A 23,347-nucleotide genomic window follows, 5' to 3' on the forward strand; every position below is an offset into this window, starting at 1 on the left:
CCCGGTCCTGACCGCGATCGATCACCGCTCGCGCGCACCTAGCCTGTGCGGATGACCTCCCCCGCCGTCGCCGCGTCCGACCTCTCGGTACGCCCGGAGTCCGAGCCCGGCACACGGCGCGCAGCGCGGCGACAGCGCCTGGCGGCCACGCCGCTCGCGGCACCGGCTCGCAGCACCGCGGCCCGCGTCGTCGCGTTCGGCCTGCTGCTGATGCTGTGGGCGGCCTCGATCGGCGGCACCATCGCGCAGACGCTGACGATGAGCCGCACGCAGGCGGCCGAGGGCCTGACGAGCGTGTACACGCAGGCGGTCGTCGACGCGGGGCACGTCGCCCTGCTGCTTCCCGCGGCCGCCGCCGTCTTCGTGCTGATCTTCCGCGTCGTCTTCGTGCAGAACGACGTCTCGCCCCTGGTGCTCGTCGTCCTGCCGTGGGTGTGGATCGTGTTCAACGAGTTCGCGCGGGGAGGAGCCGTCACCGAGCAGATGCTGCTGCCGATCGGCGTCGCCGTGACCCTGTGGGCGATCCAGCCGCGTGTGTCGGACCTGCGGGCGTACGCCCTCGCTGCCGCGGGGTTGGCGGTGGTCTCGATGGTGCTGACGTCCAGCGCCCCCGCCCTCATGTACATGCCGCAGACGTTCGACGTGAACTCCGAGAAGTCGTTGACCGGGCTCCCGCTGTTGGCGGGCTTCTTCGGGCACCCCAACGGCTACGGCCTGTTCCTGGTGCTCGCCCTGCCGCTGACGCACCTCTTCTCGCGCTGGTATCTGCGCTGGACGACGGCCGCCGTGCTGCTCGTCGCCATACTGTGGTCGGCGTCGCGCACGGCGTTGTTCGGGGTCGCGGTGTGGGCCGTGGTGCTGTTGGTGAGCATGCTGCTGGGCCGCGCGGGCAACCGGACCGTCGGCCGCGTTCTCGGCGCCCTGCTGCTCGTCCTGGTCGTCGTCGTCGTGGCCCTCCCCCTGATCACGACCGACCCCGAGGCGTTCACGAAACGCGGCGCGATCTGGCGGTTCAACCTGTCGCAGCTGTCGGGCGATCAGTGGCTCGTCGGGCTCGGCCACAGCTGGTACGTCGACCACTACGACCTGCTCAAGGCCGCTCTCTCCAGCGCCGCCAGCCACGGCCACAACGTCTTCGTGACGTACGTCGTCACGGGCGGCATCGTCCTCGTCGCGCTCCTCGCCGTCGTCCTCGCCGCCGCCGCCCGCGCGGCCGAGCATCTTCCCCGCCGCGACCAGGTCGCGGCGAGCACGTTCCTCTGCGTGCTCACGGCGGTGTCGATCACCGAGACGGCGTGGCGCGTCGAGGCGCCCGACACCCTGTTCGCGGCGATGGTGGTGCCGCTGTTCGTGATCGCCGTGCAGGCACGGGACCTGTCGGCCCTCGCCCGTCGAAGGGGTGACCGGACGGGTGAAACGCCCACTTTCACGATGCTCACCCGCCGGACGGCGTAAGCGGGACCCGCGGTCCTCCGACGCGCGCCCGCTCCCGCGGATCACACGACCCGCGGGAGCGACGCCCGGGCCGTCAGGAGCGCCGCACCGCGGCGCGCAAACGCCGCAGGTTGGCCGAGGCCGGGGGCAGATCCCAGGTGAAAAGTGCCGCCACGGCGGCGTCGTCGATGCGTCGGCCCCGCTGGATCGCCCGACGCTCGCGCAGCTTGCGGGGCATCTTGACCGCGGCGATCCCGACGGCCTTCACGGCCGTGCCCCCCTGCCCGCGCAGCACGGCGCGCACGAACGTGAACGAGTACGAGAGCGCGAGGCGCGGGAACACCACCGGCAGGAAACGCGAGGGGACGTTCTTGGTCATGACCCAGAAGAGGTTCTTGAGCGTCTGGTGGGTGGTGAAGCCCGGGATGCGGCCGCTCGTCGCTCCGATCCGGTGGTAGGCGACGGCCCGGGGCGCGAGTTGCACGCGCCATCCCCGCAGCTGCGCCCGCCAGCTGAGGTCAAGATGTCTTCGAAATAGGCGAAGAAGTCCTCATCGAACAGTCCGACGTCGCGCAGCATCGCGGCGCGATAGAGGGTCGATCCGCCGCTGCCCCGAAGATGTCGACCGCATCGTCGTACGCGTCGAGGTCCTCTTCGCCACGCCCCCGCGGGTAGGGCAGGCCCCAGGTCGAGTAGCACTCGCCGGTGCTGTCGATGCGGCGGCCATCGAGGGTCACGAACTTGCTCGCCACCATGCCGAGATCATCCCCGCTGCGCATGACGGCGACGAGCTCGGCGAGCCAGGTCTTCTCGACCACGGCGTCGTTGTTGAGCAGCGCGATGTGCTCGTGGCCCCGGTGCAGGGCGTAGCGCAGACCGACGTTCACGCCTCCGGCGAAGCCGAGGTTCACGGGCTGCACGAGCAGGGTGACGCCGGGGTACGACGAGCGGATCATCTCGACCGATCCGTCCGTCGAGCCGTTCTCGACCACGATCACCTCCGCCGCCATGGTCTGCGCCCCGAGCGAGTCGAGGCACGCGGCGAGATCCTCCCGGCCGTTCCAGTTCGGGATGACGACCGCCGACGTCATCGCTCGTCCCCCCGTCCGAACAGGGCGTCCTCGAGTCGCGACGGATAAGTCTCGGCCGAGAAGACCGATCGCGCCCACTCCCTCGTCGCGGTGGCATCGCTCCAGGCCCGACGAGGATCGGCGAGGATCGCGAGGAGTGCGCGCGCGATCGCCTCGGTGTCGTCGGCGACCACGAGACCACCCGTCTCCCCCTCGCCGACCAGTCCTTCCGCGCCCACGGTCGTGGACACCACCGGGATTCCCCGCATCAACGCCTCCACGGTCTTGAACTTCAGCCCGGCGCCCATGCGCAGCGGGACGACGACGGCCGTGGCCGCCCGATAGGCCGGGTCGAGCGACTCGACCTCCCCGGTCACCTCGAGCAGCGGGTCGGTCTGCGCCGCGGCGATCATGCGCGCCGTAGGCCCCGCGCCCGCGAGCACGAATCGCACATCGGCCCGCGCCGCCCGCACACGCGGGATGATCTCGTCGATCAGCCAGTCGGCCGCCTCGACGTTGACGTCGCGGAAGAACGCCCCCACGAACAGCACCGTCGGAACCCCGGCCGGCGGTCCGTCGGCGGTCGCCACCTCGCCGCCGTCCGGCGAGAACGGCGGCCGCAGGACCACGACGTCGTCGGCCGCGACCCCCAGGCGTCGCGCGTAGCCGGCGTCCTTTCCGCTGAAGACGACCACGGCATCCATGTCGCGGTACAGCCGACCCTCGTCGCGCGCGACGCTGTGGTTCCGCCACCGGCCGAGCAGCCGCGCCGCCGTCCATCGACGGGTCGTGGCGAAGATCCGCTCGTAGGTCTGGACGATCAGGTCCTGCGCCACGACCACGCGACGGGCGCGCGGGCCGGTGGGAAGCGCCCGAGCGATCCATCCCATCTCGCTCCAGTGCGCCTCGACGAGGTCGGCGCGCGCTGCCGCGTCTCGCACGGCGCCCGCGCGGAGGATCGCCCGACGGAACCGCAGCGGCGGCCGCACGGGGAACAGCCGGATCTGCTGCGTGTCGAGCCACGCCGCGAGACGGCCGGAGGAGCGCGGCGGGCAGACCAGGACCGTGACGTCCATCGCCTCGCGCAGGCGCCGGGCTCCCTCATCGTTGCCCCGCCAGTCGGGCGCGACCACGGTGACCTCGTGGCCGAGGGCGCGCAGGCCCCGGAGATGCGACAGCACGTACTGTCCGCCCGCGTGGGGGATGCCGGGGTACGGCACGTGGGCCATGAGACTGACGATCCGCACGGTTCTCCTCCGGTCCCGCTCTCGACGGGCGACCTCGGGCGCCCGGACGGGCGGCGCGGGGAGAGACGGGTGTCCCGGGGAACGTACCAACCGGCTCGACGGCATCCCCCGCCGGTGGCGGCGACGGGCGGCTCCGGACGCGAACCTCACCCGTCGCCTCACCCCCAGCGCCTCCTCGCGGCTCGCGCCGACCGCCGAGAGCCTCGGCGCCGGAGGCGGTCATACTCGGCGGCGGACCCCGCCCGAGAAGAGGACTCCGTGCCCACATCCCCGCCGCACATCGTGATCGACGCCCGTTCGATGTTCACCTCCACCGGGCGCTACACGCGCAACCTCATCGCGCACCTCGAGCAGATCGACACCGCGCACCGCTACACGATCGTGCTCCCCCGCGACCGGTTCGACGACTGGACGCCGACCAGTCCGCTCTTCGAGAAGGTCGCCACCGAGACCCCGTACTTCTCGTGGCGCGAGCAGACCTCGTTCGGGCGCGAGCTCCGGGCGCTCCGCCCCGATCTGGTGCACTTCGCGATGCCGCAGCAGCCGCTCTACCTGGGCGCGCGCCGCGTGACGACCTTCCTCGACATGACGCTGCTGAAGGTGCGCAACCGCAAGAAGCACTGGGCCGTCTCTGCCGTGAAGCGCATCATCGGCGCGGGGGCGTTCGTGTTCACGGCGCACCGCTCCCGCGTGAACCTCGTCATCAGCGCGCACGGGGGCCGCGACCTCGTCGCCCACACCCGCGTGCGCGCGTCGAGCCTGTACGTCACCTCGCCCGCGGCCGATGTGATCGCGGATGCCGCGACCCCGGTCGAGACGCCGTTCCCGCGCTTTGTGCTGTACGTCGGCCGGCAGGAGCCGTACAAAAACCTCAAACGGCTCATCCGCGCGGTCGTGCACCTGCGCGACGCCGGCGAAGACATCGGCCTCGTCGTCGCCGGAAAGATCGACGACGACGGGGCGCGCCTGATCCGGGGACTCGACGAGCAGGAGCGGGGCGCCGTGCACTTCGCCGGTTTCGTCACCGACGCGCAGTTGCGCGGGCTGTACGAGGCGGCGGCGGTGTACGCGTTCCCGTCGTTCTTCGAGGGGTTCGGACTACCGGGGCTCGAGGCGATGCGCCACGGGTGCGCCGTGGTCAGCAGCGATGCGACGTGCCTGCCCGAGGTCTACGGCGACGCCGCGATCTACTTCGACCCCGCGAGCACCGCCGGGATGCGGGACGCCGTGGCCCGAGTCCTCACCGACCCCGCGCTCGCACAGACGCTGCGGGAGCGCGGGGTCGCGCGCGCCGAGATGTTCTCGTGGCGGTGGATGGCGACGCGCACGCTCGACGCCTACCGCGACGCCCTGGAGTCCTGAGCCCGAACGGCGGTGGCGACCGCGGGAGCGTCCAGGGTCACGGCATCCGGACCGTGAAGCCCGCCGCCCTCAGCCGCGGAAACCGCCGGGGTTCGACAGCAGGTCGGCGAAGGCGAGCTCGGCGGGGCCGACGAGCATGAGGCGCGAGCGCAGGTGCGCCCGTTCGAGGCGGATCGTGCGCCCCTCGGCTCCCAGGGGATGCACGCGCACGGCATCGGCCAGTCGTTCGCGGCTGACCGAGAGCAGGGCGCCGAGGTAGCCCGACAGAACGACCGTCTCGGGGCTGAAGGCGTTGACGAAGTTGGTCAGCGCGATCGAGAGCACCTCGACCTGGCGCGTCACCTCCGCCATCACGCGAGGGTTGCGGGCCACGCCCAGCTCGACGTCGAGTTCGTCTTCGTCGAGCTTGCGCCGACCCAGCAGGGGCTCGAGCAGATCGAGGCTCACCTCGGCCTCGAGGCATCCCCGGCGTCCGCACACGCAGGCGCGCCCACGGGGGTCGACGACGGTGTGCCCCAGCTCGCCGGCGTAGCCCGAGGTGCCGCGCAGAAGGGTGCCGTCGATGATGAGACCGCCGCCGATGCTGTGCATCGCCCCGCCCAGGTAGAGCAGGTTGCCGACACCGACGCCGACACCGAAGCGCGCCTCGGCGAGAGCGCCGATGCTCGCGTCGTTGCCGGCGGCCACCGGCATGCCGAGTTCGTCGCTCAGGCGGGCCGACACGGGGTCGCGTTTCCATCCCAGGGTGGGCGAGACGAGCACCGAGCCGTTGGCGTTGACGAGTCCGGGCACCGCGAGGCCCGCACCCACCACCCGGTAATGCCGATCGATGTCGGCGCGCATGGCCTCGACCGACGAGGCGACGATCTGCACGAACCGGCGCGGCGACGGCGGACTGGCCGTGTCGTGGCGCAGGCGCGCGTGCACCACCCCGCCCAGCCCGACCAGGGCGACGGTGACGGCGTGGGGTTCGGCCCGCACGCTGAGGGCGGCGACGTGGTCTTCGGGCTCGAGATCGAGGGTCGGGCGCCCGACCTTGCCGGTGCGCTCGGTGCTGGCCGCCTCGCGCACGAGGCCCAGCTCGGTGAGCTCCATGACCAGGCCCGTCACGGTGGAGCGGTTGAGACCCGTCGTCGCGCCCAGCTGCGCGCGTGAGAGCGCTCCCCGGGAATGGAGCAACGACAGCACCGACGCGAGGTTCTGCTGGCGGATCAGGTCGTTGGTGGTACGACCGACCGGGGGTGCGAGCGGCGTTGCGGGCTCGAACACGGCAGGGGTCATGAGAGGGGCACCTCCCCCATCATCCCATCGCGCAGGAACGGACGGTACGCGCAGCCGTCGAGAAGGACGGGGGCGGGGCCGACGGCCGACGCCGCGGCCCCGGGACGCGGATGGGGAGCGGGCCCCGGGGCCACGCTCCCCATCCGGTCAGACACCGCCGTTGCGCCGCTTGTTGAAGATGTCGAACGCGACGGCCAGCAGCAGCACGATGCCCTTGATGGCCATCTGCCAGGCGGCGTCGACACTGAGGATCGACAGCCCCATGTTCAGCACGCCCATCACCAGTCCACCGACGACCGCACCGACCACGGTGCCGATGCCGCCCTGGACGGCGGCGCCACCGATGAAGACCGCGGCGATGGCATCCAGCTCGTAGTTCTGACCGGCGGACGCCACGGCGCTGCCGGCGCGCGCGGTGCTCACGACCGCCGCGAGACCGGCGAGCACGCCCATGTTGACGAAGATGAAGAAGTTGACCCACTTCGTCTTCACACCGCTCATCACGGCGGCGAACAGGTTGCCGCCCATCGCGTACACGTGGCGGCCGAAGGTCGTGCGGTTGAGCACGAACGTGTACGCCAGGACGAGCACCGCGAGGATGATCAGAACGATCGGCGTGCCGTTGTAGGTGGCGAGCGTCAGGGCGATCGCCATGATCGCGACCGCGGCGATGAGGTTCTTCAGCCAGAACGACCACGCGACCTCGCGGGGCAGCTCGAGGCGACGGAGCGTCGCGCGGGTGCGCAGCTGCTGGGCGATGAGCGCCACGACGGCGACGAGACCCAGCACGACGGTCAGCGAGTCCCAGTTGCCGATGTAGCCGAGCACCGGGGGCAGCCAGCCGGCGCCGATGGCGGTGAAGCCGTCGGGCAGACCCGCGATCGTGCCGCCGGTGAGCAGCACCAGGGTGAGACCTCGGAACAACAGCATGCCCGCCAGGGTGACGATGAACGCCGGGATGCCGACGAACGCCACCCAGAAGCCCTGCCACGCCCCGACGACCGCGCCGACCGCGAGCGAGAGGATGACGGCGGCCCACCAGGGCAGCCCCCACGAGTTCATCGAGATCGCCGCGATCGCTCCGACCATGGCGACCACCGAGCCGACCGACAGGTCGATGTGCCCCGCGATGATCACCATCACCATGCCGATCGCGAGGATCAGCACGTAGGCGTTCTGCTGGATGAGGTTGTTGACGTTTCCGGGCATGAGCAGTCGGCCGCCGGTCAGCACCTGGAACAGCACGATGATGATGACCAGGGCGGCGAGGATGCCGAACTGCCGGAAGTTGATGCGCGACAGGATGCCGCGGCGGCGCGGTCCCGGCTGCGTGGGCGCCTCGACCGTCTGGGTGGATGCGGTGGCCATGTCTTTCAGTTCCTTCCGGCGGTCATGTGCCGCATGAGGGTCTCCTGCGTGGCGTCGTCGCGGCTGACCTCTGCCGTGATGCGTCCCTCGGAGATCGTGTAGATGCGGTCGGAGAGGCCGATGACCTCGGGCAGCTCCGACGAGATGACGATGACGGCCTTACCCTGGGCCGCGAGTTCGTTGATGATGCCGTAGATCTCGTACTTCGCCCCGACGTCGATGCCGCGGGTCGGCTCGTCGAGGATCAGCACGTCGGGACCGGTGAACATCCACTTCGACAGCACGACCTTCTGCTGGTTCCCGCCGGACAGCCGTCCGGTGATCGCCGCGACGCTGGGGGCTTTGATGTTCATCTTGTAGCGGTACGAATCGGCGACCTTGTACTCGCGGTAGCGGTCGACCACGCCCAGGCGGGCGAGGCGCGAGAGGGCGGATGCCGAGACGTTGACCTGGATGTCGCCGATGAGGTTGAGACCGTACTTCTTGCGGTCCTCGGTGGCGTAGGCGATGCCGTGCTTGATGGCCGCGTCGACCGTGCGCACGTCGATCTGCTGGCCGTTCTTGTAGACCTCGCCCGAGATGCCCGTGCCGTACATGCGGCCGAAGATGCTCATGGCGAGCTCGGTGCGACCGGCGCCCATGAGGCCCGCGAAACCGACGATCTCGCCCGCGCGCACCATGAAAGAGGCGTCGTCGATGACCACGCGCTCGGTGTCGACCGGGTGGTGCACGGTCCAGTTCTCGACGCGGAAGAGTTCTTCGCCGATGTCGGGTTCGCGCGGCGGGAACAGGCTGTTCAGATCGCGGCCGACCATGGCGCGGATGATGCGCCCCTCGTCGGTGTCGGCGTCGGTGCGGTGCATCGTCTCGATGGTGCGGCCGTCGCGGATGATCGTGATGCGGTCCGAGATGCGCAGCACCTCCTTCAGCTTGTGGCTGATGATGATGCAGGTGATGCCCTGGTCGCGCAGCTGGTCGATCAGATCGAGCAGGTGGGCGGAGTCGTCGTCGTTCAGCGCGGCGGTGGGCTCGTCGAGGATGAGGAGCTTCACCTCTTTGGCCAGGGCCTTGGCGATCTCGACGAGCTGCTGCTTGCCGACGCCGATCTCGTAGATCTTGGTGGCGGGGTTCTCGCGCAGTCCCACGCGCTTGAGCAGCTCCGCGGCCGCGGTGTTCGTGGCGTTCCAGTCGATGACGCCGCGGCGGGCCTTCTCGTTGCCGAGGAAGATGTTCTCGGCGATCGAGAGGTAGGGGCTGAGCGCCAACTCCTGGTGGATGATGACGATGCCCGCGGCCTCGCTGTCGTTGATCGAGCGGAACGCCATCTGCTCACCCTCGAGGGTGATGCTCCCCTCGAAGCTGCCTGCCGGGTAGACCCCGCTGAGCACCTTCATGAGGGTGGACTTGCCGGCGCCGTTCTCGCCGCAGATGGCGTGCACCTCTCCGCGGTGCACGTCGATCGACACGTCGGCGAGAGCCGGAACCCCGTTGAAGGACTTCGAGATCCCCGCCATGCGCAGGATCGGTTCGGTCATGGTGTGTGTCGTCCCTTCACCGTCGCCGAGGGCGACGCAAAAGTGGGCCGCCGAAGCGACTCGTGTGATCGTCGCCGGAGGCGACCGATGCCCTTCACCGGGCGGTGAAGGATCGAGCGGCGGGGCGGGCTGAGCCGCCCCGCCGCGAGAAGAGGACGGGGCGGGCGAGCCCGCCCCGTCCGGGATCGATCAGAGTCCGACGTCGGACGCCTTCAGGAAGCCCGAGTCGATGAGCTTCGTCTGCACGTCGTCCTTGACGACGACCTCGGGGGTCAGCAGGTACGAGGGGACGACCTTCTTGCCGTTGTCGTAGGTCTTCTCGTCGTTGACCTCGACGGTCTTGCCGTCCTTGATCTCCTGCACCATCGTGAACACGCGGTCGCCGAGGGCGCGGGTGTCCTTCCAGACCGTCATCGACTGCGCGCCGTCGAGGATCGCCTTGACGTTGGCCTTGTCGGCATCCTGACCCGTGATGATCGGGTAGTCGGCACCGGGGGTGTAGCCGGCCGACTTCAGCGACGCCTCGATACCGATGGCGAGGCTGTCGTTGGGCGAGAGCACCACGTTGACCTTCTTGCCGTCGCCGTAGAACGACGAGAGGCGGTTGTCCATCTCGGACTGCGCCTTGTCGGACGCCCAGCCCTGGATGCCGATCGACGCCCACGCGTCGTCGTTGGCGGGCGACTTGCCGCTGGGGACGACCAGCTGGCCCTTCTCGACGTACGGCTGCAGGACGTCCCACGCGCCGGCGAAGAAGAACTTGGCGTTGTTGTCGTCGGGGCTGCCGGCGAAGGGCTCGAGGTTGAAGGGGCCCTTGCCGTCCTTCAGACCCAGCTGCTCTTCGATGTACTGGCCCTGCAGGGTGCCGACCTTGTAGTTATCGAAGGTGGCGTAGTAGTCGACGTTCTCGCTGCCGTTGATCAGGCGGTCGTAGGCGATGACCGTGGCGTTCTGCGACTTGGCCTCCTGCAGCACCGGGCCGAGCGTCGAACCGTCGATCGCGGCGATCACGAGGATCTTCGCGCCCCCCGAGATCTGGTTCTGGATCTGGCTGATCTGCTGGTCGGTCTTGTTGTCGGCGTACTGCAGGTCGACGGTGCACCCGGCGTCGGTGAGCTTCTTCTGCAGCTGCTCACCGTCGTTGATCCAGCGCTCGAGGCTGCGGGTCGGCATCGCGATGCCGACGTTGCACTCGGTCGAGCCACCGCCGGCGGCGTCGCCGCCTCCGTCGGCCGGACGGGTGGAGCTGCACGCTCCGAGACCGACGGCGAGTGCGGCGATAGCCGCACCGGTCAGGATTTTCTTCAGCATGTGATCTGCGTTCCTCTCTGAACAGCAGGGACCTCGTGGTCCGCACCCGCGCCCTCCCCGGCGTCGGATCGGGTACGTCGTCGTCCCGGCACTCTGGTCCGTCGAATTATGACGGCTCCGAAAAATTATCCATCGAGGGGGGTTTTGTCTAGAGGCACGTCAAAATTCCTCGCGGCCGTGATCAGACCGTGACTCAGCGCTCGTCGCGGTCGGCGCCCGACCACAGATCGCCGCATTCGACGAACTCCGCCTCTTGGGCGATCAGGTAGGGCCGCGCCCCGATATCGCCCCGCACCGACGCGCTCACGGCCGCCCAGTGCGCTCGCCCGATGAGCACGGGATGCCCCGGCTCGCCGGTGTACGCCGCCTGGGCGAGGGCGTCGGGAGCCGCCCGCCGGACGAGGCGGGCGATCGCGGCCGGGACGACGTCGGGGGTGTCGACCGGCAGCACGACGACGGCGGATGCGGGTCCGGATGCCGCGGCCTCGAGGCCCGCGCGCAGCGACGCGGCCACCCCCGTCCGCCAGTCGGCGACGCGCACCACCGTCGCTTCGGCGGGCACCAGGAGGGCCGCCTCGTCGGCGGCCGCGCCCAGGACGACGAGGACGTCGCCGCACCCGCCCGCGCGCAGAGCCCGCACGGCGAGCGCGATCCAGGGGACGCCGGCGGGGGTGCGGGCGAGGGCCTTGGGACCACCGAAACGACGCCCGGCGCCCGCGGCGAGGACGAGTCCGCACGGGGGCACGAGGGGGTCGGCGGGCATGGTCACGACAGCGTAGCGTGCGCGAAACACGCCCCGACTACCGTCGCGTCCATGCTCGAACTGGCCGCCGACCTGGTGCCCCTGCTCGACGCGGGAGTGCCCGTCGCGGCGGTCACCGTGACCGCCGTCGTGCGCAGCGCACCGCGCGGGGTGGGGGCCACTCTCGCCGTGACCCGCGACGCCCGCGTGATCGGATCGATCTCGGGAGGCTGCGTCGAGAGCGACGCCGTGATGCTCGGGCTCGACGCCCTGCGCACCGGCACCGTGCGCCGCGCGCGGTTCGGTTTCGGCGACGACGGCACGGTCACCCCCATCGCCGCGGGGCTCGCCTGCGGGGGTGCGGTCGACGTCGTGGCGTACCGGATCGACGCGGACGCCACGCGCGCCGCCCTCGACGACGCCCGCACCGGCCGCGCGGCGACCCTGCGCCTCGACCTCGACGGCGAGGCCCTCGTACTGCACCGCCCGGCACCGCCCCGGCTCATCGTGCTGGGCGCGGGTGAGCACGCCGCGGCGCTCTGCCGACTGGGAGCCGCCGCCGGATTCGCGGTGACCGTGTGCGACGACTGGGCGCTGCTGGTGACGCGCGAACGCTTCCCCGACGCGACCGAGCTGGTCGTCGCGGCCCCCCACGACTACCTCGCCACCCTCGACGAACCCGACGCGCGCACGGCGGTCTGCGTGCTGACGCACGACGAACGGCTCGACGTGCCGGCGCTTCGCGCGGCGCTGCGTCTGCCCGTGGGGTTCGTGGGGGCGATGGGGGCGCGGGCCACCGTCGCGCGCCGCGCGAAGCTCCTGCGCGCGGCGGGGGTCACGGATGCCGAGCTCGCGCGCCTGCACTCCCCCCTGGGCCTCGACCTGGGCGGCGTCACCCCCGAAGAGACGGCGCTCTCGGTGATCGCCGAGATCGTGGCATCCCGCAACGCCGCCGACGCCCGTCCGCTGCGCGACCGGCGCGGCGCACGCCTGCACGGGATGGACCTCGACGCATCGTGCGCGGTGAGGAGCGCATGAGCGCGCTCGTCGTGCGCGGCGCGGTCGCCGTCGTCGACGGGACGGGGCGCGTGCACACCGGCGACGTCGTGAGCGTCGACGGCACGATCGTCGCCTCGGCCGACCTGTCGGGGGCGACCGTGATCGACGCCACCGGGTGCGTCGTGACCGCCGGGCTGGTCAACGCGCACCACCACCTCCTGCAGACGGCGTTCCGCACGCTGCCCGGCACCCGCGGCATCCCCATGCGCGACTGGTTGCCGGCGATGGCCGCGGCGTACTCCGCCGCCGGCGTCGACCCCGAGCTCACCGGGCTCGCCGCGCGGGCGGGGCTCGCCGAAGCCCTGCTGAGCGGGGTGACCACGGTCGCCGACCACCACCTGACCTGGCCGAGCGGAGCCGACACCGTGGGCATGGCGCGCGCGGCGGCCGCCGCGGCCCGCGACCTCGGCGCCCGACTCGTGTTCGTGCGCGGTGCCGCGCGCGACGATCCCGCCGAGGCGGCGGACTCGGCCGACGCGATCGTGCGCGCCCTCGTTCCCGGGGCGCCCGGCGGCATCAGCGCCGACGGTGCGCTGCAGGTCGCCGTGGGCCCGGCCGGAGTGCACAGCGATCCCCGTGAGACCTTCGACGCGCTCCGCGAGGTCGCCCGCGTGCACGGTCTGCGCCGCCGCACGCAGGCGAACGAGGTCGTCGACGTCGCCATCGCCCTCGAGCGCTACGGTGCCCGCCCGCTCGACCTTCTCGAGGAGTGGGGCTGGCTCGACGCCGACGTGACCCTCGCCCACCTGTGCGACGTGTCGGACGACGAGATCGCCCGGATCGCGGCATCCGGGGCCTCCGCCACCCACGCACCCGGCTGCGACGTGCCGATGGGGTGGGGCGTCGCCCCCGTGCGACGACTGCTCGACGCCGGGATCTCCGTCGGGCTCGGCACGAGCGGCGGCGGGAGCAACGACGCGGGGCATCTGCTCGCCGACGCCCGACTGGCGATGCAGGTCTCGGCGCTCGTCGGGCCGCAGCTGCCCGCGGCAGAGGTGCTCGCGATGGCCACGGCCGGCTCGGCCGACGGGCTCGGCCGCCCCGAGCTCGGGCGGCTCACCCCGGGATCCGCGGCCGACCTGTGTCTGTGGGACGTCTCGGGGGTCGCCGACGCCGGAGTCGCGGATGCCGTGGCGGGACTGCTGTGGGCCGCACCCGGCCGGCGTCCGCGCGACGTCGTCGTCGGCGGCCGTGTCGTCGTCGCCGGCGGCCGACTGGTCACCGCCGACGAGGACGAGGTCGTCGCCCGGCTGTTCGAGAGGGTGGGACGATGACGACCATGGCTCCCGCGATCCCCGCCGAGAAGACCCCCACCGGCGACGAACGGCTCGGCGCGCACCTGCGCGGACTGCGCAAAGCGCGCGGACTCACGCTGACGCAGCTGGCCGAGGCGGCGACGCTGTCGCATCCCTTCCTCAGCCAGCTCGAACGCGGTCTCGCGCGGCCCAGCATGGCGAGCCTCGAACGACTCGCGCGAGCGCTCGGCACCAGCCGGGTCGAACTCATCGCCGCCTCGGAGCCGCCCCGCCCCGAGCACGACGCGCACCCCTCGTTCGTCGGCGCCGACGAGGGCGTGATCGGCCCCTACGCGGAAGGCACCGCGCGTCTGCTCGCGGAGGGCCCCCGACGCTTCGAACCCCTCGAGTTCACCGGCGCCAACCCCGACCCGGGAGACCACTACGTGCACGACGAGGACGAGTTCCTCACCGTGCTCGAAGGGTCGGTGGTGATCTCGTTCGGGGACTTCGGCGAGCGCACCCTGCGGGTCGGCGACTCGGTCTACTGCCGCTCGGGGACCCCGCACCGGTGGCACTCGCCGGGCGGACTGCCGTATCGGTTGCTCATCGTGAAGGAACTCGTGCACGGCGGCGGTGTCGACGACACCGCAGAAGGAGAGTCATGACCGGAGGCGTCAGCTTCGAAGCCGTCGTCCGCGCCCGTCGCGATGCGGCGGAGGGCGTGGTCGTGCTCGACCTGGAGCGCACGGGCGGAACGTTGCCGCACTGGTCGCCCGGCGCGCACATCGACGTCGTGCTGCCCGACGGTGTCGAGCGGCAGTACTCGCTCTGCGGATCGCCGAGCGAGCGGGGCACGTGGCGCATCGGGGTGCTCCGCGAACGCGAGGGCTCGGTGTGGCTGCACGAGAACGCGCACGTCGGTGCACCGCTTCGCGTGCGCGGTCCCGCCAACCACTTCTTGTTCGCCCCCACCGCCGGCCGCGCGTACGTGTTCGTCGCCGGGGGCATCGGCATCACCCCGATCGTCCCGATGATCGAGGCAGCCGAGACCGCCGGGGCCTCCTGGACGCTGCTGTACGCCGGCCGGTCGCGACGCACCATGGCCTTCGTCGACGAGTTGGTCGCGCAGTACGGCGACCGCATCGAGGTGTACGCCGCCGACGAGGGACGCCGGCTCGACCTCGCGGAGTACTTCGGCACCCCCGTCTCGCGCACCGTCGTCTACTCGTGCGGACCCGCGCGCCTTCTGGAGTCCCTGGGTGCCGCGATGGCGGGGTGGCCGCGCGGGAGCCTGCACGTCGAGCGGTTCGAGGCGAAGGTGCTCGGCCCGCCGGTGTGGGCCGAGCCGTTCGAGGTCGACCTGATGATGTCGGGCCTCACCGTGACCGTGCCCCCGGAGCGATCGATCCTCGACGTGGTGGAGGAGCACGGCGCGGTCGTCCCCTCGAGCTGTCGGGTGGGCACGTGCGGCACCTGCGAGGTCGCCGTGGTCGACGGCGAGGTGGAGCATCGCGACTCCGTCCTCTCGCCGGAGGAACAGGATGCCAACCGGTCGATGATGGTGTGCGTGTCACGGGCGGCGTGCGGGCGGATCACGCTGGAGCTGTAGGAGCAGGACGGGCATTCGCCGCGCCGACACGGCTGCGCGCAAGGTTTGTCACGAGGGTCACGCCCAGGAAATACAGCGGAAACGCGCGGTTCCTAGCATCGGAACATCGCCGGATGTTGGTCACACCAACACTGGCCGGCCACTCCCGGTGGCCCGCCCCGATGCTGTGGCCCCTGTCTCGACGTCTGTCTGCCCGACTCCCCGGAGGACCCCGTGTCTGCCGTTCCACCCGTCTCGATCGCCGCGCTGCGCGGCGTGCGCCTGACCTCGGGCGCCGTCGTCGACATCGCGCTCGACGGCGACGAGGTGCTCGCGGTCGTGCCGGCCGGAAGCCCCCTCCCCGACACCGACGGCGAGACGCTCGACCTCACCGGGTACCTCGTCACCGCGGCGGGCGCCGAGCCGCACGCCCACCTCGACAAGTCGCAGTCGTGGGACGCCATCCAGCCCCCGTTCGGCGACCTCGTGCGCGCCATCGAGAGCTGGCAGGCCTTCGCCGTCACCCTCGACGAAGACGAGACGCTCGGTCGGGCCCGGTCGACGGCACTGCGGATGCTGGCATCCGGGATCACGTCGATCCGCACCCACGTCGATCTGCTGCACGGCTCCGACCCCCTCATCGGCGTGCGGGCCCTGGTGCGCCTGCGCGACGAGCTCGAGGGCCTGATGGACATCGAGCTCGTCGCCCTCGGCGGCCCCACCGTGCCCGACGCGGTGTTCGACGCCGCGCTCGACGCGGGCGTCGACCTCGTCGGCGGAGCGCCCCACCTCGCCGACGACCCCCTCGCCGACCTCGAGCGCCTCATCGCCCTCGCGCGCCGCCGCGACGTGGGCCTCGACCTGCACACCGACGAGAGCCTCGCCGGAGCCGACACCCTCGCCGCGTACGCCCGCGCCGTCACCGGGTGGCACCGCCCCCGCACGGCCGGTCACTGCGTCCGCCTGAGCATGATGCCCGCCGCCGACCTCGCTCTGCTCGCCGACGAGATCCGCGCCGCCGACATCGGCGTGATCGCCCTGCCCATCACCAACCTGTACCTGCAGGGATGGGATGCCGCGCACGCGGTGCCCCGCGGGATCGCGCCCCTCGGCCGCCTGCGCGCAGCCGGCGTGCGCGTCGCGGCCGGTGCCGACAACGTGCGCGACCCCTTCAACCCCGTGGGCCGCTGCGACCACCTCGAGACCGCCTCGCTGCTCGTCTCGGCCGGTCACCTGGCACCCGAGGCGGCGATGGACGCCGTCACGACCGGTGCCCGCGACGTGATGGGCCTGCCCGTCGCCGGTCCCGTGCCGGGCGCCCGCGCCGACCTCGTCGCCGTGCGCGCCGACTCGCTCGGCGACGCCGTCGCCTTCGCGTCGGCCGACCGCGTCGTGCTGCACCGCGGCCGACTCGTCAGCCGCACCACCGTCTCGACCGAGACCGCGGCATCCGTCGCCCTGCCCGTCCGAACCCGCTCCGCCGCACCCGCGACGGCGTCGTAACCCGCCCCCAACGGAAAGTGAGCGCCCCCGTGACCTTGGCCTCTCCCGCCCCGGCATCCGTCGCGGATCCCACCGCGCCGATCCTGGACTTTCGCAACGTCGCCCTGACATTCCCCAACGGCACCACCGCCCTCTCCGGCGTCGACCTCACCGTCCATCCCGGTGAGTTCGTCAGCGTCGTCGGCCCCTCGGGCTGCGGCAAGTCGACTCTGCTGCGCATCGCCTCGGGCCTCGAAACGGCCAGCGAGGGCACCGCGACCGTCAACACCGACCGCATCGGCTACGTCTTCCAGGACGCGACCCTGCTGCCCTGGCGCGACGTGCAGTCGAACGTCGAACTGCTCGCCGAGCTCAACTGGCAGCCCAAGCGCGTGCGCGTGCCGAAGGCCAAGTGGGCCATCGACCTCGTCGGCCTGAACGGCTTCGAGAAGCACCTGCCGAAGCAGATGTCGGGGGGTATGAAGATGCGCACCTCGCTCGCGCGCTCCCTGACCCTCGACCCCGAACTGTTCCTGTTCGACGAGCCGTTCGGCGCACTCGACGAGATCACCCGCGAACGCCTGAACGACGAGCTCATCAAGATCTTCGTCGCGCAGAAGTTCGGCGGTCTCTTCATCACCCACTCGGTCTCCGAGGCCATCTACCTCTCCACCAAGGTCGTCGTGATGTCGGGGCGACCCGGACACCTCGTCGACACCTTCGAGATCCCCTTCGACATGCCGCGCGACCCCGAGATCCGCTACACCGCGGAGTACGCGAAGCTCGTCGGCGAGGTCTCCCACGCCCTTCGGGAAGGACACTCATGAGCACCACTTCTGCAGAGCCGGTCGCCGTCGAGTCGCCCGCGCCCACGGCATCCACTCCTCCACCCACGCCACCGCGTCCGCGCGCGACCGGCGCCCGTCGCGGGTTCGGGGCTCGCATCGCCGTCATCGCGCCGCCGTTCGCGGTGCTGGTGGTGCTGCTCGGCGTCTGGTACGCCATCTCGATCGGGCTCAGCGCCTCGGGCAAGGGCTTCCTCATGCCCATGCCCCACGAGATGTTCACCCTCGGCTTCTTCGACCCGCAGGTGGGCGCCGACATCTGGATCGCACTCTTCCGAACGACCGGCGTCGCCCTCACCGGACTGATCGTCGCCATGGTCCTCGGCATCGGCTGGGCGATCGCGATGTCGCTCGCCCGCTGGGTCGAGCGCTCCACCTACGCGTACGCCGTGATGCTGCAGTGCATCCCGATCCTCGCGCTCGTGCCCCTGGTCGGATTCTGGTTCGGCTACGAATTCCTCGCCCGCGTCATCGTCTGCGTGCTGATCGCCCTGTTCCCGATGGTCTCGAACACGCTGTTCGGCCTGCAGTCGGTCGACAAGTCCCAGCGCGAGCTGTTCCGCCTGCAGAAGGCCAACAAGTGGACGGTGCTCACCAAGCTCACCCTCCCGGCCGCGCTCCCCTCGATGTTCGTCGGAATGCGCACCTCGGCCGGCCTCTCGGTCGTCGGCGCGATCGTCGGCGACTACTTCTTCCGACGCGGCGAGCCCGGTATCGGCTCGCTCATCGCCAACTACCAGTCGCGTCTGCAGAGCGCCGAGCTGTTCGCCGCCATCCTCGCCGCGTGCCTGCTCGGAGTCGCACTCTTCGTCTTCTTCGGCTGGCTCTCGAAGGCGGCCGTCGGCCGATGGTACGACAGCACGCTCTGACCGACTCCCCGCATTCCGGATGCCACGGCTCCCCCCTCCGCAACGGGTGGGGAGCGGCATCCGGCGTACCCGAAAACCCGCACTCGAACACCCGCACCCGAACACCCGCACCCGAGAGCTCCACCCGTCACAGAAAGCGAACCAGCATGCAGCGCTCCACCCTTCTTCGCGGCACCGCCGTCACCGGCGCCTTCGCGATCGCCCTCACCCTCACCTCCTGCGCCGGCAGCGCCGGGGAGCAGGCCGCCCCCGCCACCGACATGCCCATCGGCGCCGTCGACCTCTCGGCCGACTGCCCCGCGACCGTCGTCGTGCAGACCGACTGGAACCCCGAAGCCGAGCACGGTCACCTCTACGAGATGATCAAGGACGACTACACGATCGACGCCAACACCAAGGCCGTCACCGGCCCGCTGATGTCGGACGGCGAGTACACCGGCGTCAACCTCGAGATCCGCGCCGGCGGTCCCGCGATCGGCTTCCAGACGGTCTCGGCCCAGATGTACCAGGACGACAAGATCACCCTCGGCTACATCAGCACCGACGAGGCGATCCAGCTGTCGGCCACCACGCCGACCAAGGCCGTCTTCGCTCCCCTCGACATCAGCCCCACCATGGTCATGTGGGACCCCGCCACCTACCCGAACGTCAAGACGATCGACGACGTCAAGGGCGCGCTGTCGTCGAACGGCGGCGTGTGGCGCTACTTCGACGGCTCGGCCTACATCGAGTACCTCAAGAGCGCCGGCCTGGCCGACGCTTCGATCCTCGACGGCTCGTACGACGGGACGCCCTCGAACTTCGTCGCCGCCGGCGGCAAGGACATGCAGCAGGGCTTCGCCTCGGCCGAGCCGTACGTCTACCAGAACGAGGTCTCGGCCTGGGGCAAGCCGGTCGACTTCGCCCTGATCCACGACGCCGGATGGCAGACGTACCAGTCGTCGGTGTCGGTGAAGTCCGACAAGTTCGACGAGCTGTCCCCGTGCCTGTCGAAGCTCGTCCCCGTGCTGCAGAAGGCCGGCGTCGAGTACTACAAGGACCCCTCGGCGGCGAACGACCTCGTGCTGAAGCTCGTCGACGAGTACGCCACCGGCTGGACCTACACGCAGGGCGTCGCCGACTACTCCGTCAAGACCCAGGTCGACCTGGGCCTGGTGGGCAACGGTCCCGACTCCACCTACGGCAACTTCGACGACACCCGCTTCGCGGACTTCTACACCAAGGCCAGCAAGGTCTACTCCGACCTCGGCACCCCGCCCGCCGCGGGTGAGACCGCGGAGGACCTGTACACGAACGAGTTCATCGACACCTCGATCTCGTTCTGACCGCCCCGGCCCGGTCCGCTTCGCGCGGGCCGGGCCGTTCGGTCGGGTCGCCCCGGTCCCCGAGCTCGCCGACGGGACCGCGACCACTTCCTCCCCCACACCCCCGGCATCCCTTCCGCCCGTTCCACCCGGAGACACACCCATGAGCGACACCGCCACCCGCGTCCTCTCCCTCGAGGACGAGCTGCTCGACCTGCTCGGTCCCGCCGCCGTCAGCACCGAACCGCGCGTGCGCGAGCGCGCGAGCATCGACGGCTCGCCGATGTCGCCGATCATCGCCGCCAAGCTCCCCCTCGGCCTCGCCGACCTGGTCGTCTTCGCCGCCGACGCGGAGCAGATCGCCGCCGCCGTCGCCGCGGCCTCGCGCCACGGCGTTCCCGTGACCGTGCGCGGCAAGGGCACCGGCAACTACGGCCAGGGCATTCCGATGCAGGGCGGCCTGGTCATCGACACCACCCGCGCCAAGGCCATCGTCGAGGTCGGCGACGGCTACATCACGGCCGAGGCCGGCACCCCGATGGTGCTGCTCGAACAGGCCGCGTGGGCCGCGGGCCAAGCCCTGTGGATGTACCCCTCGACGGCGCAGTCCACCATCGGCGGATTCCTCTCGGGCGGCTCCGGCGGCACCGGCTCGATCGCGCACGGCTCGAACGACCGCGGTTTCGTGGCCGCCCTCGACGTCGTGCACGCCGACGGCAGCGCCGAGATCCACCACTTCGAGGGCGACGAGGCTCAGAAGTACGTGCACAACTACGGCACCGCCGGCGTCATCGTGCGTGCGACCGTGCGCCTCGAGCCGCTGCGCGAGTGGCGAGGGCTCTGGGCGAGCTTCCCCGACTACGCCGGCACGCTGTCGGTGCTGCAGACGATCGGCAACCTCGACCCCTCACCGCGCCTGGTGTCGGGCGACGGGCCCGAGATCTCGGCCTCCCTCCCCGCCGACGAGGCCATCCCCGAGGGCCGGTCGAGCCTGCGGGCCATCATCGACGCCTCGCTCATCGAGACCGTCACCGCGATCATCGAGGGCGCCGGCGGCCGCGTCGAAGCCGTGCGCGAGGGACCGCAGGCCAGCATCCGCCTGTCGATGCTGAGCTACAACCACCCCATCGAGTGGTACCAGAAGAGCCAGCCGCACGAGGTGTTCCACCTCGAGGTCGCGGGCGCTCCCCTGGCCGACGACGTCGACGCCGTCGAGGCGGTGTTCCCGGGCGGGAAGCTGCACATCGAGTCGACCAAGGAGTACCCCATCGGCATGCTCGCCGCTCCCTACGTCAGCGAGGACGACGTGTACCGCGGCATCGCCGACCTCAACGCGATCGGGGTGGGCGTGCACAACCCGCATCAGTGGAACGTCGACTTCAACGTCGAGCAGACCGCCGCCACCGCCCGCCTCACCGACCCGAACGGCCTGCTGAACCCCGGCAAGCTCGACCCCGCCTACGGCGGACCCCGAAAGGGAGCGATCATCTCATGACCCGCCTTCTCGCCGAGCTCAGCGGCCCCGCCGCCGCGGCCGCCCTCACCGAGGACTCGATCCTCGTGCTGCCCACCGGCGCCATCGAGCACCACGGTCCGCACCTTCCGCTCGCGACCGATGCCATCGTCGCCGAAGCCTCGGCCACGGCGGCCGTCGCCCGGGCCGCCGCCCAGGGCCTCGACGTCTGGCAGCTGCCGACCCTGTCGATCACGAAGTCCGACGAGCACTCGTGGGCGCCGGGCACGCTCTGGCTGACGCCCGAGACGATGATGCAGACGGTCGTCGACATCGGCCGCTCGATCCTCACCACCCGGGCCCGCACGCTCGTCTTCCTCAACGGGCACGGCGGCAACGTCGCCCTGTTGAACGTCGCCAACCGCGAGCTGCGTCGCCGCTTCGGCCTGCGCACCTTCTTCATGCCCGCCGCCCGCGTGCCCTCGTTCGACGGCACCGACGGCACCCCCGACGAGCACGGCACCGGCATCCACGCCGGCTACGGCGAGACGAGCATGATCATGCACCTGCGGCCCGAGCTGGTCGACCCGGCCGAATTCCACGCCACCGTGCCCGCGCACATCGGCGAGTTCCGCCACATCGGCTTCAACTCCAAGCCGGTGACCTTCGGCTGGCTGTCGAACGACTTCGGTCCCACCGGCGTGCTCGGCGACCCGACCGGCGCGAACGCCGAGGCCGGCGCGCGGATGTTCGAGGAGAGCGTGTCGTTCGTCGTCGAGGCGCTCGAGGAGATCAGCCGCTTCGACTACACCGCGTGATGCGGGCGAGGCGCGCACGACTCCTGCACGACGGGCGGATACGTTCGCTTCGCGCGGGCGGGCGACCGGCCTGCAGGAGTCGTGCGCGGCCCGAGGGACGCGCATGAGCGTCGCCGCCGAAACCGGCCAGGGCGTCCGGGCCTACGGCCAGGTGCTGCGCCTGCCCGGGGCGCGGACGTTCGTCGCCGCCGGCATCCTCGCGCGCTTCCCCCGGGCGACGCTGTCGCTCGGCATCATCCTCCTCGTCTCGGCCGCGACCGGCAGCTTCGCCTCGGCCGGGCTCGTCGTGGCACCGCTCGTGGTCGGCATGGCGATCGCGGCCCCGCTGTGGTCGTCGCGCATGGATCGGCACGGGCAGTCGCGCGTGATCCTGGTGTCTCTCGGATGCCTCGTGCTCGCGGCATCCGCATTCCTCGCCCTCGTGCTGACGGGGGCACCGTTCTGGTCGTGGCTGATCGCGGCGTTCGTGACGGGGGCGGCGACCCCGGATCTCACCTCGGCCGTGCGGGCGCGGTGGACGGTGCTGGCCCCGCCGTCGCAACGGACGGCCGCGCTGGCCCTCGAGACGATCGCCGACCAGATGGTGTTCATCGCCGGTCCCCCCGCCATCACGGCGGTGGCCGCGGCTCTCGATCCGGCCGTCGCGGTGCTGGGCTCGCTCGGACTCGGGCTGATCGGCGGCGTGTGGCTCGCCTCGCAGCGCGGCACGCAACCCGCGTCGACTCCGCGGACCGAGCGGCGCGGTGTGGTGCTGCCTCCCGCCGGGGTGATTCCCATCGCTCTGGCCTGTGTCGCCCTCGGCGGCGTGTTCGGCGCGTTCGACGTGGGCCTGGTCGGCTGGGCCGAGGTGGGTGGGCGCCCGTGGCTGGCCGGACCGGCGTTCAGCGCCCTGGCCGTGGCGATCGCGATCGGCTCGGTCGTCACCGGCGCGCGCACGTGGCGTCTCTCGCCCGCCGCGCGCTACATCGGCTTCGCGGCTCTGGCGGCCCTGGTCGCCGTCGGCCTGCCGTTCGCGCAGGGCTCCGTGCCGGTGCTGTTCGGGGTCATCCTGCTGCTCGGGCTGGCGGTGTCGCCGGTGATGGTGTCGGGGATCCTCGTCGCCTCGGCCCGCGCCCCCGAAGGACGCGTCACCGAAACCCTCGCCTACCCGACCGCCGCGATGTCGCTCGGTGTGCCGATCGGCGGTGTGATCGCCGGAGCTGCCCTGGATGCCACGGGCCCGGCCGCAGCCCTCGTCACGATCGCGGTGTCGCTGGCGCTGGCCGCGGGGATCGCCGCGGTGGGCGAGGCGGTGCTGCGGGTGGGGCGACGCTGACGCCGAGGCTCCGGGGATCGGGGCCA

Annotated in this window: 21 protein-coding genes; 13 read left to right on the plus strand and 8 right to left on the minus strand. The window is 71.3% G+C overall.

Translation table 11 applies throughout. The features are described from left to right. Positions 1-51: 51 nt before the first annotated feature. Complete coding sequence (locus BJP65_RS07620) at positions 52-1,455, plus strand: hypothetical protein (protein ID WP_070408726.1); 1,404 nt, start codon at positions 52-54, stop codon at positions 1,453-1,455. Between the two features lie 73 nt (positions 1,456-1,528). Here BJP65_RS07620 and BJP65_RS07625 read toward each other — a convergent pair whose 3' ends face one another. Genes BJP65_RS07625 through BJP65_RS07635 form a run of 3 tightly spaced genes read right to left on the minus strand, consistent with a single transcriptional unit; the run spans position 1,529 to position 3,751 of the window. After that, on the minus strand, positions 1,529-1,918 hold the full coding sequence (locus BJP65_RS07625; RefSeq protein ID WP_070408727.1) for a hypothetical protein: 390 nt from the start codon (positions 1,916-1,918) through the stop codon (positions 1,529-1,531). Between the two features lie 34 nt (positions 1,919-1,952). Continuing rightward, positions 1,953-2,525, minus strand: coding sequence for a glycosyltransferase (locus BJP65_RS07630; RefSeq protein WP_070408728.1), 573 nt, complete (start codon positions 2,523-2,525; stop codon positions 1,953-1,955). Continuing rightward, complete coding sequence (locus tag BJP65_RS07635; protein WP_070408729.1) at positions 2,522-3,751, minus strand: glycosyltransferase family 4 protein; 1,230 nt, start codon at positions 3,749-3,751, stop codon at positions 2,522-2,524. Before BJP65_RS07635 ends, BJP65_RS07630 begins: the two co-directional genes overlap by 4 nt. A 258-nt stretch (positions 3,752-4,009) precedes the next feature. On the opposite strand from BJP65_RS07635, the gene BJP65_RS07640 reads away from it, so the two are divergent. Continuing rightward, complete coding sequence (locus BJP65_RS07640) at positions 4,010-5,113, plus strand: glycosyltransferase family 1 protein (protein ID WP_156784848.1); 1,104 nt, start codon at positions 4,010-4,012, stop codon at positions 5,111-5,113. A 69-nt stretch (positions 5,114-5,182) separates the two neighbouring features. Here the strand turns inward: BJP65_RS07640 and BJP65_RS07645 are convergent, their stop codons facing one another. The 5 genes from BJP65_RS07645 to BJP65_RS07665 form a co-directional block, all read right to left on the minus strand. Further along, the gene (locus BJP65_RS07645) at positions 5,183-6,394 is read right to left on the minus strand and encodes an ROK family protein (RefSeq protein ID WP_083285766.1); all 1,212 of its coding nucleotides are present in this window, start codon (positions 6,392-6,394) and stop codon (positions 5,183-5,185) included. A gap of 147 nt (positions 6,395-6,541) precedes the next feature. After that, positions 6,542-7,762 carry a multiple monosaccharide ABC transporter permease gene (mmsB, locus tag BJP65_RS07650; protein WP_055831990.1) on the minus strand — a complete coding sequence of 407 codons (1,221 nt, stop codon included), beginning with the start codon at positions 7,760-7,762 and terminating at the stop codon, positions 6,542-6,544. A gap of 5 nt (positions 7,763-7,767) precedes the next feature. Continuing rightward, positions 7,768-9,297, minus strand: a complete 1,530-nt coding sequence (mmsA, locus tag BJP65_RS07655; RefSeq protein ID WP_055831992.1) for a multiple monosaccharide ABC transporter ATP-binding protein — start codon at positions 9,295-9,297, stop codon at positions 7,768-7,770. Positions 9,298-9,486: 189 nt separating this feature from the next. Then, the gene (gene chvE / locus BJP65_RS07660) at positions 9,487-10,608 is read right to left on the minus strand and encodes a multiple monosaccharide ABC transporter substrate-binding protein (RefSeq protein ID WP_055831994.1); all 1,122 of its coding nucleotides are present in this window, start codon (positions 10,606-10,608) and stop codon (positions 9,487-9,489) included. 193 nt (positions 10,609-10,801) lie between these two features. Continuing rightward, a complete protein-coding gene (locus BJP65_RS07665) occupies positions 10,802-11,371 on the minus strand; it encodes an NTP transferase domain-containing protein (protein ID WP_070409897.1) in 570 nt (189 codons plus the stop codon). Between the two features lie 51 nt (positions 11,372-11,422). Between BJP65_RS07665 and BJP65_RS07670 the strand changes: the two genes are divergently transcribed. From BJP65_RS07670 to BJP65_RS07720, 11 genes are all read left to right on the plus strand, one after another. Next, positions 11,423-12,388 carry an XdhC family protein gene (locus BJP65_RS07670; RefSeq protein WP_070408730.1) on the plus strand — a complete coding sequence of 322 codons (966 nt, stop codon included), beginning with the start codon at positions 11,423-11,425 and terminating at the stop codon, positions 12,386-12,388. Continuing rightward, positions 12,385-13,683, plus strand: a complete 1,299-nt coding sequence (locus BJP65_RS07675) for an amidohydrolase family protein (protein WP_070409898.1) — start codon at positions 12,385-12,387, stop codon at positions 13,681-13,683. Before BJP65_RS07670 ends, BJP65_RS07675 begins: the two co-directional genes overlap by 4 nt. Continuing rightward, complete coding sequence (locus BJP65_RS07680) at positions 13,680-14,312, plus strand: XRE family transcriptional regulator (protein WP_070408731.1); 633 nt, start codon at positions 13,680-13,682, stop codon at positions 14,310-14,312. Before BJP65_RS07675 ends, BJP65_RS07680 begins: the two co-directional genes overlap by 4 nt. Continuing rightward, positions 14,309-15,256, plus strand: a complete 948-nt coding sequence (locus BJP65_RS07685) for a PDR/VanB family oxidoreductase (RefSeq protein WP_070408732.1) — start codon at positions 14,309-14,311, stop codon at positions 15,254-15,256. The genes BJP65_RS07680 and BJP65_RS07685 overlap by 4 nt, the downstream gene beginning before the upstream one ends. Positions 15,257-15,469: 213 nt before the next feature. Continuing rightward, positions 15,470-16,738 carry an amidohydrolase family protein gene (locus BJP65_RS07690; RefSeq protein ID WP_055832001.1) on the plus strand — a complete coding sequence of 423 codons (1,269 nt, stop codon included), beginning with the start codon at positions 15,470-15,472 and terminating at the stop codon, positions 16,736-16,738. 29 nt (positions 16,739-16,767) lie between these two features. Next, positions 16,768-17,544: an ABC transporter ATP-binding protein gene (locus BJP65_RS07695; protein ID WP_055832004.1), complete on the plus strand. Its 777-nt coding sequence runs from the start codon at positions 16,768-16,770 to the stop codon at positions 17,542-17,544. Continuing rightward, entirely contained in the window at positions 17,541-18,431 is an 891-nt protein-coding gene (locus BJP65_RS07700) for an ABC transporter permease (protein ID WP_055935482.1), read from the plus strand. Before BJP65_RS07695 ends, BJP65_RS07700 begins: the two co-directional genes overlap by 4 nt. Positions 18,432-18,577: 146 nt before the next feature. Then, positions 18,578-19,756, plus strand: coding sequence for a nitrate ABC transporter substrate-binding protein (locus BJP65_RS07705; protein WP_070408733.1), 1,179 nt, complete (start codon positions 18,578-18,580; stop codon positions 19,754-19,756). Positions 19,757-19,898: 142 nt separating this feature from the next. Further along, positions 19,899-21,230: an FAD-binding oxidoreductase gene (locus tag BJP65_RS07710; RefSeq protein WP_070408734.1), complete on the plus strand. Its 1,332-nt coding sequence runs from the start codon at positions 19,899-19,901 to the stop codon at positions 21,228-21,230. After that, positions 21,227-22,006 carry a creatininase family protein gene (locus BJP65_RS07715; RefSeq protein WP_055935478.1) on the plus strand — a complete coding sequence of 260 codons (780 nt, stop codon included), beginning with the start codon at positions 21,227-21,229 and terminating at the stop codon, positions 22,004-22,006. The genes BJP65_RS07710 and BJP65_RS07715 overlap by 4 nt, the downstream gene beginning before the upstream one ends. Positions 22,007-22,109: 103 nt before the next feature. Beyond that, positions 22,110-23,321 carry an MFS transporter gene (locus BJP65_RS07720; protein ID WP_070408735.1) on the plus strand — a complete coding sequence of 404 codons (1,212 nt, stop codon included), beginning with the start codon at positions 22,110-22,112 and terminating at the stop codon, positions 23,319-23,321. The last annotated feature ends 26 nt before the right edge of the window (positions 23,322-23,347 follow it).

Source organism: Microbacterium sp. BH-3-3-3 (assembly GCF_001792815.1).
Taxonomy (GTDB): Bacteria; Actinomycetota; Actinomycetes; order Actinomycetales; family Microbacteriaceae; genus Microbacterium.